Here is a 17,172-nt window from a genome sequence, read left to right as displayed (position 1 = left end):
TTTTTCAAACCAACAGTTATCGGGACGCCGGGCGGATGTTCGCCGTCACGCCCGGATCGATCTGTTTCCATATATTGCACCGCCTTTCTGCCGGAAGTCGCGGTGTTACCCTTCGAAAGGCCACTCCAAGGAGCCTACGCCATGCATGCCATCAGTTTCATTCAGGATCTGGCAGTGATCATGTTGATCGCGGGTGTGGTGACCGTGCTCTTTCATCGTCTCAAACAACCGGTGGTGCTTGGCTATATCGTCGCCGGCTTCATCATCGGCCCGCACACGCCGCCGTTCAGCCTGATCCACGATGAAGCAACCATCAAGACCCTCGCCGAACTCGGGGTGATTTTCCTGATGTTCTGCCTGGGCCTGGAGTTCAGCCTGCGCAAGCTGTTCAAGGTCGGCGCCACGGCGTTCATCGCGGCCTTCCTGGAAATCGTCCTGATGATCTGGATCGGCTATGAAATCGGCCGCTGGTTCGACTGGAATACCATGGATTCGCTGTTCCTCGGCGCGATCCTGGCGATTTCCTCGACCACCATCATCGTCAAGGCGCTCAACGATCTGAAGATGAAGAACGAGCGTTTTGCACAGCTGATCTTCGGTGTGCTGATCGTCGAAGACATCCTCGGCATTGGCATCATCGCGTTGCTGTCGAGCATCGCGGTCAGCGGCACAGTCAGTTCCGGCGAGGTCTTTTCCACGGTCGGCAAGCTTTCACTGTTCATGATTGTCGCACTGGTTATCGGCATTCTGCTGGTGCCCCGACTGCTGGCCTATGTGGCCAAATTCGACAGCAACGAGATGCTGCTGATCACCGTACTGGGCCTGTGTTTCGGCTTCTGCCTGCTGGTGGTCAAACTTGAATACAGCATGGTTCTCGGCGCGTTCCTGATTGGCGCGATCATGGCTGAATCGCGGCAACTGCTGAAGATCGAGCAGTTGATCGAGCCGGTCCGCGACCTGTTCAGTGCCATCTTCTTCGTCGCCATCGGCCTGATGCTCGACCCGATGATCCTGCTGCAATATGCCTGGCCGATCGCGGTGATCACTGTGGCTGTGGTGCTGGGCAAGATGCTTTCCTGTGGCCTCGGTGCTTTTATCGCCGGCAATGACGGACGCACCTCACTGCGAGTGGGGATGGGGCTTTCACAGATTGGCGAATTTTCTTTCATCATCGCGGCGTTGGGCATGACGCTGCAGGTCACCAGCAACTTTCTCTACCCGGTGGCGGTGGCCGTTTCGGTGATCACCACGCTGTTGACGCCGTATCTGATCCGCGCGGCCGATCCGCTGTCGATCAAGCTTGCTGCGGTGATGCCGCAGCGTCTGAGCCGTGTGCTGGGGATGTATGGCGAATGGCTGCGCAGCATTCAGCCTCAGGGCGAGGGTGCACTGTTGGCGTCGATGATTCGGCGGATTCTGTTGCAGGTAGGGGTCAATCTGGCGCTGGTGGTTGCGATCTTTCTCTCGGGCGCGTTCTTCGCCGAGCGCATGTCCGTTTACCTGCAAGCCTGGGTCAGCGACCCGAGCTGGCAGAAAGCGTTGATCTGGGGCGGGGCGTTGCTGTTGTCGCTGCCGTTCCTGATCGCCGCCTATCGCAAGCTCAAGGCGCTGTCGATGCTGCTGGCAGAGATGGGTGTGAAGCCGGAAATGGCCGGCCGGCACACACAGCGAGTGCGTCGGGTGATCGCCGAAGTGATCCCGATACTCTCGCTGTTAGTGATTTTCCTGCTGCTGGCAGCCTTGTCGGCCAGTATTCTGCCGACCAACAAGTTGCTGGTGCTGATCGTCATAGTCGCGGCCGCGGTGGCGGCGCTGCTCTGGCGCTGGTTCATCCGCGTGCATACGCGGATGCAGGTGGCTTTGCTGGATACGCTGGACAATCACAAGGAATCGTCCGGGCATTGAACACGCGATGCATCAGGGCGGATCAGCTTTCCAGCCAGACGTCCCGCGCCCAGTGCCATACCGATTCCCAGGTTTCTTCGGCGATCAGCTCTTCTTCGGCTAGCCACAGCACCACGGTGCCGTCTTCTTCGACCAGGTAGTAATTGTCACCGTCCTGGCAGATCGGAATCATGCTGCGATCGACGCCAGCATCCCAGGCGTTGGCGGCAACGTCCGGCAGGTAGGTGTGGGACTGCGGATCGGTGACGGTCACCGGCTCCAGGCTGCCGTAGACAACATCGCTTACGGTCAGCAAAAACTCTCTGAAGACGAACGGGATATCGATGAACAGTTGCTCTTCGATTTCCACAATCTGATCTTCGTCAGGCAATTCCAAGGGGACCGGTACCGGTTCGTTGGCTTCACGCAGTTGTTCGATGATTTCTTCCACGTCCGGGATCCTCTTGCTTGATGGCGCGGTTTAGTTGGGGCGGTTTATACAGTAGCTCGCTATAGATGCAACCGCGAAATAGAAAACCCCGGCCGAGGCCGGGGTTTTATTACAACAGGTGAAACGCGGGAAGTGATCAGCCGTTCTGGCGGATACCGGCCACCAGCCAAGGCTGGTTTTCGCCCTGTGGACGTTCCATGTTCCAGCTTTCGCTGAACACTTCGCCTTGATCGAAGCGCGAGGACTTCGACACGCCGCTGAAGGTCAGGGTGGCGATAGTCTTGTCCGCACGGTCATCAACGCCGTCCAGTTGTACCTGGAGGTTATCGATGTAGGTCGACTGGAAGCCGTCACCCAGATCGGCACGTTCGCGCTTGAGGAACTCCAGCAGTTGCGGAGTCACGAACTCGGCGATCTTGTCCATTTCGTTGGCATCCCAGTGTTGCTGCAGGGACTGGAAGTGGTTGCGGGCCGCTTCAATGAAGTTGTGTTCATTGAACCAGGCTGGCGCGTTGATCACCGGACGAGCGGCTACCGGCGCTGCCGAGCCGCCGAAGATCGAACCCATGGCTGCTGGTTTCTGTTCGAACACTTCACGCTGCATCGGCGCGCCGGCTGGAGCCATATGCTCCTGCTGCTTGCGACGACGGGCGGCGATGAAGCGGAAGACCAGGAAGGCGATGACCGCCATGATCAGGATGTCGAAGATCTGCATGCCCTGGAAGCCGCCGCCCATGAACATGGAGGCCAGCAGGCCACCCGCCGCGATACCGGCCAGAGGGCCGAGCCAGCGCGAAGCACCGCCGGCCTTGGCAGCGGCGCCAGCAGCACCGGCCGCACCCGCAGTGGCAGCAGCGCCGCCTGCAGCAGAAGAAGGAGCCATTTGGCTGGTCTGGTGAGTCGGCGCAGCGCCGGAGCTCTTGCCGCCACCAAAGCGCTTGGCGGCATTGGCGTCGAGGCTCATCGTCAGGCCAATGCACAACGCCATGGCGATGCTAAGAAAACGTTTCATAAAGGGAATTCCCATTTGTGGATGGCACGCGCGCCATGTTGCACAGCTGAAGTGTTGCTGGCTAGCGGCAGAGTGTTTCGGGCTTTTGCCTGACAGGTTGTGTTCAGCTTCAGTCAGCGCAATAAGGCCTGTTGACTTGGGTCTGTAGGACGAGTGGATGGGTTCTGTAGGAAAAGCGACAAATGCCGCTGCGCGATCAAACTGTGGGAGCGAGCCTGCTCGCGATAGTTGCAGCGCGGAATAGCAGAAACACCGCGTCATCGTTCATCGCGAGCAGGCTCGCTCCCACAGAAATGTCCCTGACGGTCGCTTTTAGATGGCTTCCAGCTTGGCGTAACCCAGCATCAACCACTTGCTGCCTTCGCTGAAGTTCACCTGCACCCGCGCCTGAGCGCCAGCGCCTTCGAAATTCAGGATCACACCATCGCCGAACACCGAGTGCCGCACAGTCTGGCCGAGGCTGAACCCGGTGTCCGGGATCTCGCTGCCGCCAAACAGGCTGCTGGAGCTCTGCTGCTGGCCACCGCCGAACGGACGGCTGACGCTGTTGGACAGCCGCACTTCCTGAATCAGGCCTTTCGGCACTTCACGTACGAAACGCGACACTTTGTTGTAGGTCTCGCTGCCGTACAAGCGTCGGGTTTCCGCATAGGTCAGCACCAGGTTCTGCATCGCCCGGGTTATGCCGACGTAGGCCAGACGGCGTTCCTCTTCAAGACGGCCGGGTTCTTCAAGGCTCATCTTGTGCGGAAACAGGCCTTCTTCCATGCCCACCAGGAACACGTAAGGGAATTCCAGGCCCTTGGCGCTGTGCAGGGTCATCAGCTGAATGCTGTCTTCGTGTTCGTCGGCCTGGGTATCTCCGGCCTCCAGCGAGGCGTGACCGAGGAACGCCGCCAATGGCGACTGCTCTTCATCCTCTTCCGGGTTTTCGAAGTTGCGCGCGGCGCTGACCAGTTCCTCAAGGTTTTCTACCCGGGCCTGGCCTTTCTCGCCTTTTTCCGCCTGGTGGTAGGCGATTAACCCCGACTGCTCGATGACGGTCTGAGTCATCAGGTGCAGCGGCATTTCCAGGCACTTGGCGGCGAGGTTCTCGATCAGCTCGATAAACGCGCCAAGAGCACCGGCAGCACGACCGGTCAGGCCCTTGTTGGCCACCAGCTGACGCATGGCTTCCCACATCGACACGTCGCTATGGCGTGCATGATCGCGGATCGCTTCGACGGTTTTTTCGCCGATGCCACGGGCCGGAACGTTAATTACCCGCTCGAGGGCCGCATCGTTGCCACGGCCTTCCAGCAAACGCATGTATGCCATGGCGTTCTTGATTTCAGCCCGTTCGAAGAAGCGCTGACCGCCATAAATGCGGTATGGAATGCGTTCGCGCAGCAAGGCTTCTTCCAAAACGCGCGACTGGGCGTTGGAGCGGTACAAAATCGCGATATCGCTACGAGCCAAGCCGGTTTTCAGCGCGCTTTCAATGGTTTCGACCACGTAGCGTGCTTCGTCGTGTTCGTTGAACGCCGCATACAGATTGATTGCTTCGCCTTCGCCGCCATCGGTCCACAGCTCTTTACCCATGCGCCCGGTATTGTTGGCGATCAGGGCGTTCGCGGCTTTGAGGATCCCGGCTGTGGAGCGGTAGTTTTGCTCCAGACGAATGATCTGGGCATCCGGGAAGTCGTCGGAATACTGATAAATGTTCTCGATTTTCGCGCCACGCCAGCCATAGATCGACTGATCATCGTCGCCGACCACCATCAGGCTGTCGCCACCCTTGGCCAGCAGACGCAACCAGGCGTACTGCACGGCGTTGGTGTCCTGGAACTCGTCCACCAGAATGTGCCGGAAGCGCTTCTGATAATGGGCGAGCAGTCCCGGGTTATCGCGCCACAGATCGAGGGCGCGCAACAGCAGTTCAGAAAAATCGATGACGCCGGCACGCAGGCACGCGGCCTCGTAGGCTTCATAAATGCTGCGCATGGTCGCCAGGAACAGATCGCCGCTGGCTTGAATATGTTGCGGACGCAGACCTTCGTCTTTCTGCCCGTTGATGAACCACTGGGCCTGTCGGACCGGCCAGCGTTGCTCGTCCAGGCCCAGCTCGCGGATTACCCGCTTGACCAGCCGTTGCTGGTCGTCGCTGTCGAGAATCTGGAAGGTCTGGCTCAGGCCGGCTTCCTGCCAGTGCGCCCGCAGCAAGCGGTGCGCCAGGCCGTGGAAGGTGCCGACCCACATGCCGGCCGGGTTGATACCCATCAGCTGCTCGATGCGATGACGCATCTCGGCTGCGGCCTTGTTGGTGAAGGTCACCGACAGAATGGAGTGGGGCGAAGCGTTTTCGACCTGGATCAACCAGGCGATACGGTGCACCAGCACTCGGGTTTTACCGGAACCAGCACCGGCCAGGACCAACTGACGACCCACGGAGGCAGCTACGGCCTGACGTTGGGCATCGTTGAGGGAGTTCAGCAGAAGGGAGAGATCATCGCGCATCGGGGCATTCTAGGGTGCGCCGTCACACCGGGCAAACCGAGCTTTGCATTAGCCGATGAAAGAAGCACCGATGACGACCGGTCGGTCACAGGCTGCAAGCGTTGGCGGGGCTCGTCTGGCTGCTTTTGGAGCCTATGCGGGTGGCCGATATTTTTGTCTGTTTTATGACCTGAGGCAGTTTGGTCCGGGCATTTGCTTGTGTATGCTCCGTGCACAATTCGGGCTCGCATGCTCACTAATAAGAACAAGAACATTGCCTATGACCCTCAGCTCCGACCTGTCGGGCCCCTCTGTGGAGCCCCGGGTTATCCGCAAACAGTACGCCATGGAAATGGCGGTCGAACGCACGCGCCTGCTGTACCAGGGCTCGCTGTTGCCTACGCTGTTCATGCTGATCAATGGTCTGGTGTGCGCCGGCTTGCTCTGGAGCCCGCAACGTTACTTCGTGGTCAGCGTCTGGCTGATCTGGTTATTGTCGCTGGTGGCGTTGCGGGTGATTCAGGTCGCAGCCTTCGATTCGGCGATTCCCAACCGTCAGGCCCATCCGGTCTGGCGTCGCATGTTCATGCTCGGCTCTGCGATGACTGGCCTGACCCTGGCCGGTGCCGGCATCGCGTTGGTGCCCGCTGACAATTTCATGCAGCAAGCCTGGGTGTTCGGCCTGATCGGCGCTGCGGCGCTCTCGGCCAGCGTCGCTTATGCCGTCAGCCTGCCGGCTTTTCTGTCCTTTACCTTGCCCTGCCTGTTGCCGGCCATCGGCTATCTGTTCTGGGGCGGGGATGAGCAGGAACAGGGCTGGGGCTGGTTTGGCCTGATTTTGCTGGGTTCGTTGAGCGTGGTCGCCTGGCAGGTCAATCGGCTGATCAACCAGGGGCTGCTGCGACGCTTTCAAAATCAGGCACTGATCGAGCACTTGCAGCAGGCGCAAAGTCGCAGCGACCAGCTCAACCACGAGCTGGCCCGGGAAATCGATCAGCGCCGCCGTGCCGAAGACGAGTTACGCGAAACCCAGGTCGACCTCGAAAGCCGGGTCGCCCAACGCAGTCTGGAACTGGACGCCGCCAGCCAGGCCTTGAGCAAGAGCGAAGCGCGACTGGCGCTGGCGTTGAAGGCGAGCGAGCTCGGGTTGTGGGACTGGAACCTGCAAACCGACGAAGTCCATCACACTCAGCTTCAGGAGTTGTTCGGGCTGGAGCCGGAATACGTAACGGCGATGCTCCGCCACCTCAAGCCGCGGTTGCACCCCGACGACTTGCCTGCGCTAAAGCGGGCGCTGGTCGAACACTTGAAGGGCCGCAGCGAGGATTATCAGATCGAGTATCGGGTACGGCATGGCGATGGCCATTGGGTCTGGATCGAGGACCGTGGCCGAGCGGTTGAGCGCGCCGAGAATGGTCGGGTGATTCGCATGGTCGGCACCCGCCGCGATATCAGCGCCAGCAAGGGCCTGGAAGAACAGCGTCAACTGGCGGCGACAGTGTTCGAGGCGGCCAGCGAAGGCATTGTGATTTTCGACCCGAATTATGCGTTGATCGCGGTCAATCAGGCCTTCAGTCGGGTAACTGGCTATGAAATCGACGACATGCTCGGGCGTAATATGGTCGATTTGCCCTGCAGCCGCGACGCCCGCCGGCATTACGCGGCGATTCGTCAGGCGCTGGAGCAGTACGGTAGCTGGCAGGGCGAGCTGGTCGAAACGCGCAAGAATGGCGAGTTGTATCCGCAATGGCTGCAATTGAATGCCGTGCGCGATGCTCGGGGAAATGTTAGTCACATTGTCGGCTTCTTCGCCGATCTGTCTGCTCGGCGTGAGTCCGAAGAGCGCATGCGCTACCTCACCCATTACGACGAACTCACAGGATTGGCCAACCGCTCGTTGTTCCACGAACGACTACGCGAGGCTCATCAGCGGGTGCGCCAGGGCGGTCGGCGCAGCCTGGCGTTGCTGCACATCAATATGGATCGATTCAAACTGCTCAACGACAGCCTCGGCCACGAAATCGCCGATCAACTGTTGCAGAAAATGGCTCGGCGACTGGTCAATGCGCTGCCGGAAGCGGACACCATCGCCCGATTGTCCGGCGATGAATTCGCGGTGCTGTTCGATGCCTATGGCAACTTGTCGAGCCTGGCGCGCGTAGCGACCCGATTGTCGGCCAAGCTGCGTTTGCCAGTCACTGTCGAGGGTCATGAATTGGTGGTCAGTGCGTCCATGGGTATCAGCTTGTTGCCGGACACCGCGCGGGAAATTTCCGCGCTGGTCAGCCAGTCGAACATGGCCATGCAGCATGCCAAACACTTGGGCGGCAATAATTTCCAGTTCTACACCGACAGTCTGCAAGCCAGCACGATCGAGCGCCTGCAGCTCGAGAACCAGTTGCGCAAAGCCATCGAAGAAAAGCAGCTGAAGGTGTTCTATCAACCGAAGCTCTGCCTGGCCACCGGCCGACTGAATGCCGCCGAGGCGTTGGTACGCTGGAATCACCCGACCCTGGGCCAAGTGCCGCCGGGGAATTTCATCGGCCTGGCCGAGGAAACCGGGCTGATCGGCGCTATCGGCGAGTTCGTTTTGCGCCAGGCCTGTTGGCAAGCCTGCGAGTGGCAGCGTCAGGGACTGGAGCCGATTCGGGTGTCGGTCAACCTGTCGGTGCATCAATTGCGTTCAGGGAAACTGGTCAGCCTGGTGCGTCAGGTGCTGGAGGAAACCGGCCTGGCGCCGCACTACCTGGAACTGGAACTCACCGAAAGCCAGTTGCTGGACAGCGTCGAGCACATCATTGCGACCTTCCAGCAATTGCGCGATCTCGGCGTGAAACTGGCGATCGACGATTTTGGCACCGGCTATTCGTCGCTGAGCTATCTCAAACGCATCCCTGTGGACTACGTGAAAATCGATCAAGCGTTTATCCGTGGTCTGGGGGAGAGCAGCGAGGATGCGGCGATCACCCGGGCGATCATCGCCATGGCCCACGGCCTGTCGTTGAAGGTGGTGGCTGAAGGGGTGGAGCGGCCGGAGCAGTTGGAGTTTCTGAAAGTCGAGCGCTGCGATGAAGTGCAGGGCTATTTGATCAGTCGTCCGGTCGAGGCCGTCGACCTGGCCGAGCTTTTACGTCGCGATGCCGATCCTTTGTAGCAGCTGCCGAAGGCTGCGTTCGGCGGCGAAGCCGTCGTGAAGATGAATACGCTTTAACAGGAAAAATCCGGCAAGCAGGTTTTACGACGGCTTCGCCGCCGAACGCAGGCTTCGCCAGCTGCTACAAGGACCGAGAGGGCTACATGGAGCGCATGTCGCATGAAATGGGGGCATTGAGTTACGCATTGAGCAGGCAAAAAGCCGATTCATGTAGTATAACTACAAGCGTGCTACATCCCCGGCACCTGCCAATAACAAAGAGTCCAGCCCTTTGAATCTGCTGCAACACATCGCCCAGTCACGCCACCTGTTACGCAAGTCGGAGCTCAAGGTCGCCGACCACGTGCTGCTTGATCCTGCGGCGGTGATGCACAGCTCCATGGCCGACCTGGCCCACAGCGTAGGCATCAGCGAACCGACCATCGTGCGCTTTTGCCGCGCCATCGGTTGCTCCGGGTTTCAGGATTTGAAGCTGAAACTGGCGCAAAGCCTGGCGGCTGGCGCGAGCTTTGGGCAATTCGCGATCCATGAAGATGATTCGGTCGCCGATTACAGCCTGAAAATCTTCGACACCACCCTGCATACGCTGATGGAGGTTCGCGAGAAACTCGATCCGGTGGAGTTGCAGAGGGCTGTGTCGCTCATGTCTCAGGCCCAGCGCGTCGAGTTCTATGGATTCGGTGCTTCGGGCGCCGTGGCGGCGGATGCCCAGCATAAATTTTTCCGTTTACTGCTGACTGCGGCGGCGTATTCCGACCCGCACATGCAGGCGATGTCGGCGGTCACGCTGAAGCCGAGCGACGTGGCGATTTGTATTTCCCAGTCCGGGCGTTCAAAGGACCTGCTGATCACCGCCAATCTGGTGCGCGAGAGCGGCGCTTCGTTGATCACGTTGTGTCCGAGCCAGACACCGTTGGCCGAGCTGTCGACTGTCAATCTGGCGATCGATGTGCACGAAGACACCGAAATCTACACGCCGCTGACGTCGCGCATTGCGCACCTGGTAGTGATCGATGTGCTGGCGATGGGCGTGGCCATGGCCCGCGGTCCGAGCCTGGTCAATCACCTGAAAAGCGTCAAACGCAGCCTTCGCAGCTTGCGGCTGTCGCCCAAATCGGTGAAAGCGCTGGACGATTGATTCTGATCTGAGATTGCTGGAAGGTCGTTCCGACCTTCATTCGCGGGCAAGCCCGCTCCCACAAGGATCGGCGGTGTTGCGCAAAAGGCGTGAACACCACCGAACCCTGTGGGAGCGGGCTTGCCCGCGAAGGCGTCATCAAATTCACCACATCAATCGACTACTTTCATCTCCCTGTAACCCTCCCGCCGCCAAACCGTCATCCCTCGCACCTATCTTGTAACTCCCGTACTCGCCTTGGGAGACTCGAAATGGCTCAGCCCTACGAAGAACGCAACAGCGCCGTCAAAACCCGTCGTCAGCAAGAAGATCAGCGCCGCATGGAATTTCGCCGCGCCATCGAAGATCGCTGCGAACGCCGCCAGCTACTGGCCGAAATTGGCGATTTTCCTGACGATCTCGAACTCAACTACTGGCAGGCGGCACCGGCAACTTCCCGTCGAAACGCTCAACCAGCGCGCTGATCTGCACCCGCTCGCTGCGAATAAACGCAAGGAACGCGTGCGCCACCGGTGACAGCCGTTTCGCCTTGGCTTGCACCAGGCACCAGCTGCGGTACAACGGCAGCTCTTCGACCGGCAACTCGATCAATCCGCCGGTCGCCAACTCAAGGTTCAGGGCGTGACGCGTCAACAGCGCCACGCCCAGACCCGCCAGCACACATTCACGCTGTGCTTCGGCTGACGAGACTTCCTGGGTCTGGTTGAAGTGCACGCGCTTCTCTTTGAAATATTCTTCGCAAGCCAGCCGCGTCCCGGAGCCGGATTCGCGCATCAGCAGCGTGTAGGGCTCAAGATCCTGCAAACGCAGCGGGCCCATGTGGCACAGCGGATGATCCGGTGGCGCCACGGCAACGATCGGGTTGTTGAGAAATGGCAAGAACTCCAGCCCCATGTCCTGCGGCACCATGGACATGATCACCAGATCATCACGGTTGTCCGACAGGCGCCGGATGACCTGACCACGGTTGACCACCGTCAGTTGCAGGTTCACTTCTGGATGTTGGCGCTTGAACGCGGCAAACAGGTGCGGCACAAAGTATTTGGCGCTCGATTCCACCGCCAGTTTCAGCTGGCCCTGCAACGATCCCTGCATGTCCGAAAGCTGCATGTCGAGGTTTTCCAGGCGCCCGAAAATGTCCCGGCTGGCGCGCTGCAGCGCTTCGGCCGCCTCGGTCATGTAGAGTTTTTTGCCGACATAATCGAACAAGGGTTGGCCGATCAGCTCTTCGAGTTGACGAATCTGTAGGCTCACGGCAGGTTGTGTGAGAGACATTTCGTCGGCAGCGCGGCTGTAGGACCTTAAGTCGCACACCTCATTGAAGATCTGCAATTGACGCAATGTCATACGCATCAATGACTTACGCATTTTCTAGAGATCCTGAGCGGAGGCTGATGCCTCAACTATAAGTCTTTGCTTATGTGTAACCCAATTATTATTCATTTTTGTTAATCCCTTGCGAAGGCTAGTGTGGAGCTGCGACTGAATTGAAACATTTGGTCACGCGTCGACCTGGTGTGACAGGTCGTGGGTACCACCGGCTCAAGGGAACCTCCAAGTGATAAAAAAGATCCTGATCGCCAACCGTGGTGAGATTGCCGTACGAATCGTGCGTGCCTGCGCCGAGATGGGCATTCGCTCCGTCGCGATCTATTCCGACGCCGACCGCCATGCCTTGCATGTGAAGCGAGCGGACGAGGCCCACAGCATCGGTGCCGAGCCACTGGCCGGCTACCTGAACCCGCGCAAGCTGGTGAACCTGGCGGTGGAAACCGGTTGCGATGCGTTGCACCCTGGCTACGGCTTCCTTTCGGAAAATGCCGAGCTGGCGGACATCTGCGCCGAACGCGGTATCAAATTCATTGGTCCATCGGCTGAAGTGATTCGCCGCATGGGCGACAAGACCGAAGCACGCCGCAGCATGATCAAGGCTGGCGTACCGGTCACCCCGGGCACCGAAGGCAACGTGTCGGGCATCGAAGAAGCCCTGACCGAAGGCGACCGCATCGGTTACCCGGTGATGCTCAAGGCCACCTCCGGTGGTGGCGGCCGCGGCATTCGTCGTTGCAACAGCCGCGAAGAACTCGAACAAGCCTTTCCACGGGTGATTTCCGAAGCCACCAAGGCTTTCGGTTCGGCGGAAGTGTTCCTGGAAAAATGCATCGTCAATCCGAAACACATCGAAGCGCAGATCCTCGGCGACAGCTTCGGCAACGTGGTGCACCTGTTCGAGCGTGATTGCTCGATCCAGCGTCGCAACCAGAAGCTGATCGAGATCGCTCCGAGCCCGCAACTGACTCCGGAACAGCGTGCCTACATCGGCGATCTGTCGGTGCGTGCGGCCAAGGCTGTGGGTTACGAGAACGCCGGTACCGTGGAGTTCCTGCTCGCCGAGGGCGAGGTGTACTTCATGGAGATGAACACCCGGGTGCAGGTGGAACACACCATCACCGAAGAAATTACCGGCATCGACATTGTTCGCGAGCAGATCCGCATCGCGTCCGGCCTGCCGCTTTCGGTGAAACAGGAAGACATCCAGCACCGCGGTTTCGCGCTGCAGTTCCGGATCAACGCCGAAGACCCGAAAAACAACTTCCTGCCGAGCTTCGGCAAGATCACCCGTTACTACGCGCCTGGCGGTCCCGGCGTGCGTACCGACACAGCGATCTATACCGGCTACACCATTCCGCCGTTCTACGATTCGATGTGCCTGAAACTGGTGGTCTGGGCGCTGACCTGGGAAGAGGCGATGGACCGTGGCTTGCGAGCTTTGGACGACATGCGTCTGCAAGGGGTCAAGACCACCGCCGCGTACTACCAGGAAATCCTGCGTAACCCGGAATTCCGTAGCGGCCAGTTCAACACCAGCTTCGTTGAAAGCCACCCTGAACTGACCAACTACTCGATCAAGCGCAAACCCGAAGAGCTGGCCCTGGCCATCGCCGCCGCCATCGCCGCCCACGCAGGCCTGTGAGGAATAGAACAATGAGCAAGCAAATCCACGTTACCGACACAATCCTGCGCGACGCCCACCAATCGCTGCTCGCCACCCGCATGCGCACCGAAGACATGCTGCCGATCTGCGACAAGCTCGACAAAGTCGGCTACTGGTCGCTGGAATGCTGGGGCGGCGCGACCTTCGACGCCTGCGTCCGCTTCCTCAAAGAAGACCCGTGGGAGCGCCTGCGCCAACTGCGCGCGGCATTGCCTAACACGCGTCTGCAAATGCTCCTGCGTGGCCAGAACCTGCTGGGCTACCGCCATTATAGCGACGACGTGGTCAAAGCCTTCGTTGCCAAGGCGGCAGTCAACGGCATCGACGTGTTCCGCATTTTCGATGCGATGAACGACGTGCGTAACCTGCGAGTCGCCATCGAAGCCGTGAAAGCCGCCGGCAAACACGCTCAGGGCACCATCGCCTACACCACCAGCCCGGTGCACACCATCGAGGCGTTCGTGGCCCAAGCCAAACAAATGGAAGCCATGGGTTGCGACTCCGTGGCGATCAAGGACATGGCCGGCCTGTTGACCCCGTACGCCACTGGCGAGTTGGTCAAGGCTCTGAAAAGCGAGCAATCGCTGCCCGTGTTCATTCACTCCCACGACACCGCCGGTCTGGCCGCGATGTGCCAACTCAAGGCCATCGAAAACGGCGCCGACCACATCGACACCGCAATCTCCAGCTTCGCTTGGGGCACCAGCCACCCGGGTACCGAGTCGATGGTCGCCGCCCTTAAAGGCAGCGAGTTCGACACCGGCTTGAACCTGGAGCTGCTGCAAGAGATCGGTCTGTACTTCTACGCCGTGCGCAAGAAGTACCACCAGTTTGAAAGCGAATTCACCGCTGTCGACACCCGCGTTCAAGTCAACCAGGTACCGGGCGGGATGATTTCCAACCTGGCCAACCAGTTGAAAGAGCAGGGCGCGCTGAACCGCATGAGCGAAGTGCTGGCGGAAATCCCACGCGTTCGTGAAGACCTCGGCTTCCCGCCGCTGGTGACCCCGACCTCGCAAATCGTCGGCACCCAGGCGTTCTTCAACGTGCTGGCCGGCGAGCGCTACAAGACCATCACCAACGAAGTGAAGCTCTACCTGCAAGGCGGCTACGGCAAAGCGCCGGGCACCGTGAACGAGAAACTGCGTCGCCAGGCGATCGGCAGCGAAGAAGTCATCGACGTCCGTCCAGCTGACCTGCTCAAGCCGGAAATGACCAAGCTGCGTGCCGAAATCGGCGCCGTGGCCAAGTCTGAAGAAGACGTGCTGACCTACGCCATGTTCCCGGACATCGGCCGCAAGTTCCTCGAAGAGCGCGCTGCCGGCACCCTCACGCCAGAAGTGCTGTTGCCGATTCCGGAAGCGGGCGGCGCGGCATCGGCCGGCGGCGAAGGCGTGCCGACCGAGTTCGTCATCGACGTTCACGGCGAAACCTACCGCGTCGACATCACCGGTGTCGGCGTCAAGTCGGAAGGCAAGCGCCACTTCTATCTGTCCATCGACGGCATGCCGGAAGAAGTGGTGTTCGAACCGCTCAACGAGTTCGTCAGCGGTGGCAGCAGCAAGCGCAAGCAAGCCACTGCACCGGGCCACGTCAGCACCACCATGCCGGGCAACATCGTCGATGTACTGGTCAAGGAAGGCGACACCGTGAAAGCCGGCCAGGCCGTGCTGATCACCGAAGCGATGAAGATGGAAACCGAAGTCCAATCGGCCATCGCCGGCAAAGTCACCGCCATCCACGTGGCCAAGGGCGACCGGGTGAACCCGGGCGAAATACTGATCGAGATCGAAGGCTGAGTTAACAGCCTCGATATACTGTTTTAAACCTCGGGGGGGCATGTGCTCCCCTTTTTTTTGCCCGATATTCCACCTGCCAAATGTGGGGGCGAGCCTGCTCGCGATAGCGGAGTATCAGCCAACCATGATGTTGAATGTCACATCGCATTCGCGAGCAGGCTCGCTCCCACAGGTTCTGCATCAAGTCAGTGGCTTTATCAGAATGCCATCCGCCACTGCCCCATTACGCCATGACTGCGGCTGTCATTGCCGATCTCGCCGTTGTAACCGACCCCGAACGTATGCCGAGTCGAAACCGCCAGCTCCAGCCCTGCATCAAGCATCAGGCTGTCGCGATCCAGAGCGGCGCCTTCGACGATGTAATTCTTGCCGCCGGTAGCCAGTCGCTGTTGAGTCTTGCTGTCGACATCACCGTAGGTGTGTTTCCAGCCAGCGCTGAATCGCGGCGTCAGTTGCACGCCGTTATCCAGTGTATTGAGCTGTGCGAGGCGCAGGCCGAAGGTGGTGCTGAAATTGTTCTGTGTTTGCCCATGGACCTGCAGTGCCGCCGCGCCGCCCTTTTCGGTATAGCTGTCGCGTTGATAGTGTTGGTAGCCAAGATTGGCAAAGGGCTCGGCGCTGAGGTTGCCCCTGCCGAGGTTGTAACCGAGCTCTGTAAAGGCTTGCTGAGTGCTGGCGTCGTAACTGCCCTTTGGGCGATCGCTGAAACCGTTGAAAGCTACCTGCCGTTTGGTGCTGCCATCATGGTTACTGTGAGTCGCGCCCAGGCGCAATGCCAGCGGACCACTTTGGCGCAGGGCGTAGGCGCCCAGGTGCCAACTGTCGAGGTCGCCATTCAGTTGGCTGCCGTCCAGGCGCGTCTGCGATTGTCCGCCGATCACGCCCACGCGCCACTGTTCATCGAGCGCCCAATCCGCGCCCAGTACCAGACCTTTGGTGGAGTGTTGCAGGGCGCTGCTGCCATGACCGCGATCCCGTGTGCCGCCGTGACCCAGCGCTTGTAACCAGACCCTGCCAGTGGCTTCACCACCCGCCGCCAGACGTGGGGCTCCGCTCTGTCCGTTGAGGTCGCTGCTGTCCAGTTGGCGCATGGCTGACAGCATGCTTCCGCTCACCGGATTGACACTGCTCAGGGTGGCATTGGCCAGATTGGCATTGCTGCCGCCGGCCAGTTGTTCGATGGCGTAGGTGGCGGTGGCTTTGCTTGAGCCGAGCAGGGCGGTGACGGCGGCGTTCAATTGGGTGGAAGGTTTCGCAGCTGTAACGGAGGGAGCCTGTGCTTGCGGGATGTGCTTTGGCTCCACAATGCTTTGAGCAAGTTCCCGACCGTTTTCAGTGATTGCGAGTCTCTCGATTGGTACATCGTTGCGGGCGTAGGTCAGGTCGACACTTTTTCCGTCGTCGTAATGCAGGGTAGGGGTCATGAAGGCCAGGTCATTGAGCACCTTACCGAACTGGCCTTGCACCTTGCTGGCTTCGATGATGCGATATTTGCTGGTAGCCGGGTAATCGCCCGTTGCTGCGACGATTTTCAGGGTGGCATCGCCGAGACTGGCGGTGCCGTCGACTTTAATCGTTTCACTGCGGCCATCGGCATTGACCTCATAGGCCAGTTCGGCGCTGTCGTGCAGTTCAAGATTGCCACTCACCTGTGGCGCTCCGTACAACGCATTGACCTCAAGGCGGCCTGCTACTGTCAGCTGGCCGACATGACCGTTGCCGCGAAAGGTCGCTCGTGTATCAATCGACACTGGGCCGGCGATACGTCCGCGATTGGTCAACACTGCGTTGCCCATCAACACGGCGCCGTCCCGGAAGTCCTCTGTTCCCGTCAGCGTCCACTGGCCTCGCTTGATGTGCAGGACGTTGAAGTTCCGGGTTTCCCCGAGTTCGCCGCCGCTCGCGACATCGAGTTGCAGGACGTTTGTGCCGCCGCCCCCGTCAACCAGTCCATTGAAGCGACCGCGTCCGCTGACGGTGACAAGGTCATGGGTGTCACCCAGTTTTAATGCGATACCTTCAGGTCCGGATTCTGCCTTGGTGACCTTGGTTGTGACGGTATCCGGATCCTTGATGAATGCCTCGATCCATGCCATCTGGTCGGCGAATGACGGGGGGATGCCGGCTGGCTGTTGAGCAATTGCAGAACCTGCATGGCCGAGGGCGAGGGAAATCGCCAGCGCTATGCAATGGGGTCGAAAAGTGCGTCGGATGGGCATCGGGTTCAGTCTCTCGTGGAAGGAGACCAAACTCTAAAATCGATG

11 protein-coding genes are annotated in these 17,172 nt (G+C 59.7%); 6 read left to right on the top strand and 5 right to left on the bottom strand.

From position 1 onward, the window contains the following. Nucleotides 1–141: 141 nt before the first annotated feature. Nucleotides 142–1,905 (top strand): cation:proton antiporter, encoded by a 1,764-nt coding sequence (locus tag AB7M22_RS26755; RefSeq protein ID WP_454188281.1) that lies wholly within the window; start codon nt 142–144, stop codon nt 1,903–1,905. A gap of 22 nt (nt 1,906–1,927) precedes the next feature. Here AB7M22_RS26755 and AB7M22_RS26750 read toward each other — a convergent pair whose 3' ends face one another. From AB7M22_RS26750 to uvrD, 3 genes are all read right to left on the bottom strand, one after another. Further along, nucleotides 1,928–2,335 (bottom strand): SMI1/KNR4 family protein, encoded by a 408-nt coding sequence (locus tag AB7M22_RS26750; protein ID WP_008007803.1) that lies wholly within the window; start codon nt 2,333–2,335, stop codon nt 1,928–1,930. 136 nt (nt 2,336–2,471) lie between these two features. Next, a complete protein-coding gene (locus AB7M22_RS26745; protein ID WP_454188280.1) occupies nt 2,472–3,347 on the bottom strand; it encodes a Tim44 domain-containing protein in 876 nt (291 codons plus the stop codon). Nucleotides 3,348–3,659: 312 nt separating this feature from the next. Continuing rightward, a complete protein-coding gene (uvrD, locus tag AB7M22_RS26740) occupies nt 3,660–5,843 on the bottom strand; it encodes a DNA helicase II (RefSeq protein WP_008007799.1) in 2,184 nt (727 codons plus the stop codon). 259 nt (nt 5,844–6,102) lie between these two features. On the opposite strand from uvrD, the gene AB7M22_RS26735 reads away from it, so the two are divergent. The 3 genes from AB7M22_RS26735 to AB7M22_RS26725 all read left to right on the top strand — a co-directional run bounded on the left by AB7M22_RS26735 (nt 6,103) and on the right by AB7M22_RS26725 (nt 10,578). Then, nucleotides 6,103–8,976, top strand: coding sequence for an EAL domain-containing protein (locus AB7M22_RS26735; RefSeq protein WP_454188279.1), 2,874 nt, complete (start codon nt 6,103–6,105; stop codon nt 8,974–8,976). A 271-nt stretch (nt 8,977–9,247) separates the two neighbouring features. Continuing rightward, nucleotides 9,248–10,114, top strand: a complete 867-nt coding sequence (gene hexR / locus AB7M22_RS26730) for a transcriptional regulator HexR (protein ID WP_007896526.1) — start codon at nt 9,248–9,250, stop codon at nt 10,112–10,114. 251 nt (nt 10,115–10,365) lie between these two features. Next, nucleotides 10,366–10,578: a PA3496 family putative envelope integrity protein gene (locus tag AB7M22_RS26725; protein ID WP_454188278.1), complete on the top strand. Its 213-nt coding sequence runs from the start codon at nt 10,366–10,368 to the stop codon at nt 10,576–10,578. On the opposite strand, the gene AB7M22_RS26720 is transcribed toward AB7M22_RS26725, so the two are convergent. Beyond that, complete coding sequence (locus AB7M22_RS26720) at nt 10,520–11,482, bottom strand: LysR family transcriptional regulator (protein ID WP_008007793.1); 963 nt, start codon at nt 11,480–11,482, stop codon at nt 10,520–10,522. The two genes, AB7M22_RS26725 and AB7M22_RS26720, sit on opposite strands and share 59 nt — an antisense overlap. Before the next feature lie 190 nt (nt 11,483–11,672). Here AB7M22_RS26720 and AB7M22_RS26715 point away from each other — a divergent pair, with 190 nt between their 5' ends. Further along, nucleotides 11,673–13,088 (top strand): acetyl-CoA carboxylase biotin carboxylase subunit, encoded by a 1,416-nt coding sequence (locus AB7M22_RS26715; protein WP_007896523.1) that lies wholly within the window; start codon nt 11,673–11,675, stop codon nt 13,086–13,088. 11 nt (nt 13,089–13,099) lie between these two features. After that, on the top strand, nt 13,100–14,908 hold the full coding sequence (gene oadA / locus AB7M22_RS26710) for a sodium-extruding oxaloacetate decarboxylase subunit alpha (RefSeq protein WP_454188277.1): 1,809 nt from the start codon (nt 13,100–13,102) through the stop codon (nt 14,906–14,908). Nucleotides 14,909–15,105: 197 nt separating this feature from the next. On the opposite strand, the gene AB7M22_RS26705 is transcribed toward oadA, so the two are convergent. Continuing rightward, a complete protein-coding gene (locus AB7M22_RS26705) occupies nt 15,106–17,127 on the bottom strand; it encodes an autotransporter outer membrane beta-barrel domain-containing protein (RefSeq protein WP_454188276.1) in 2,022 nt (673 codons plus the stop codon). Nucleotides 17,128–17,172 lie beyond the last annotated feature (45 nt).

It is taken from the genome of Pseudomonas sp. ADAK2 TE3594, assembly GCF_053628675.1.
This window is presented reverse-complemented; position numbering and strand designations above follow the sequence as displayed.